This is a genomic window from Gammaproteobacteria bacterium (assembly GCA_003696665.1).
In the GTDB taxonomy this organism is placed as follows: domain Bacteria; phylum Pseudomonadota; class Gammaproteobacteria; order Enterobacterales.
In genome coordinates this window covers 1-1,747 of the sequence record RFGJ01000669.1, presented here as the reverse complement: position 1 = coordinate 1,747, position 1,747 = coordinate 1, and the positions used below count along the sequence as shown (strand labels likewise).

The 1,747-nt window shown below is 57.7% G+C and carries 1 rRNA gene; it reads right to left on the bottom strand.

The annotated features are described in order from the left end of the window. A 16S ribosomal RNA gene (locus tag D6694_15870) occupies positions 1-1,458 on the bottom strand; the annotation flags it as partial. Positions 1,459-1,747 lie beyond the last annotated feature (289 nt).

Here is a 1,747-nt window from a genome sequence, read left to right as displayed (position 1 = left end):
TCGGGTACAGCCGGCTTTCATGATGTGACGGGCGGTGTGTACAAGGCCTGGGAACGTATTCACGGCGCCGTAGCTGATGCGCCATTACTAGCGATTCCAGCTTCATGCCGGCGAGTTGCAGCCGACAATCTGAACTGGGCCCGCTTTTGGGGATTTGCTCCACCTTGCGGTATTGCGTCCCATTGTAGCGGGCATTGTAGTACGTGTGCAGCCCTGGCCGTAAGGGCCATACTGACTTGACGTCGTCCCCACCTTCCTCCCCGTTGAAGCGGGGCGGTCTGTCCAGAGTGCTCCCCGGCGAACCGGGGGTGGCAACAGGACACGAGGGTTGCGCTCGTTGCGGGACTTAACCCAACATCTCACGACACGAGCTGACGACAGCCATGCAGCACCTGTGCAGGCTCCCCTTGCGGGGTCATCACCCTTTCGGGCTTTTACCACCTGCATGTCAAGGCCAGGTAAGGTTCTTCGCGTTGCATCGAATTAAGCCACATACTCCACCGCTTGTGCAGGCCCCCGTCAATTTCTTTGAGTTTTAGCCTTGCGGCCGTACTCCCCAGGCGGCACATTTAACGCGTTAGCTACGCCACGGACGGGGTGTAATCCGCCCACAGCAAATGTGCACCGTTTAGGGCTGGGACTACCAGGGTATCTAATCCTGTTTGCTCCCCCAGCTTTCGTGCCTCAGTGTCAGGAGTTGTCCAGGGACTCGCCTTCGCCACTGGTGTTCCTCTCGATATCTACGCATTTCACTGCTACACCGAGAATTCCAGTCCCCTCTCCAACCCTCTAGTGACGCAGTTTCCGATGACCTTTCCGGGTTGAGCCCGGAGCTTTCACACCAGACTTGCGCCACCACCTACGCACCCTTTACGCCCAGTGAATCCGAACAACGCTCGGGACCTCTGTATTACCGCGGCTGCTGGCACAGAGTTAGCCGTCCCTTCCTCTTCCGCTACTATCAGACTCGACCGATTGTTCACCGGTGAGCTTTGCTCGCGGATGACAGGGGTTTACGAGCCGAAGCCCTTCATCCCCCACGCGGCGTCGCTCCATCAGGGTTGCCCCCATTGTGAAAGATTCTCGACTGCTGCCACCCGTAGGTGTCTGGACCGTGTCTCAGTTCCAGTGTGGCTGGCCATCCTCTCAGACCAGCTACCCGTCTTCGCCTTGGTGGGCCATTACCCCATCAACTAGCTGATAGGCCGCAGGCTCATCGTGAAGCGCCAGGCCCGAAGGTCCCCGGCTTTAGGCCTCTCCGGCATCCCGGAGGGGCCCACATTCGGTATTAGCCTACCTTTCGGCAGGTTATCCCCAACTTCACGGTAGATTACCAACGTGTTACGCACCCTTTCGCCGCTAAGGTCGCCAAGTATTGCTACCCGACAACCTCCGCACGACTTGCATGTCTTATCCACGCCGCCAGCGTTCGTTCTGAGCCAGAATCAAACTCTCCGTCGGAAAGTGTTGATTCTCGCGATCTTTCGATCGCGCGGGTTGCTAAAACTCCTTTTGGAGGGCGAACCCTCCAAACGGGCCGTTCTTATCGCACAACTCAAGTTTCAAAGATCCTCGTCGATCTGCCTAGAGGCGAATCAACCCGCCGCCGATCCTTTTCTCCCTATCGGCGTCTCGGGTCGCCGTCTCAAATGCGGGGCTCAGTTTAGCGTGGTTCCTTCCGCCGTCAACAGGTTTCTTCGAAAAAAATGCATTTTTCTTCGCCGCGCCACGCCAGCGATGGAAACTC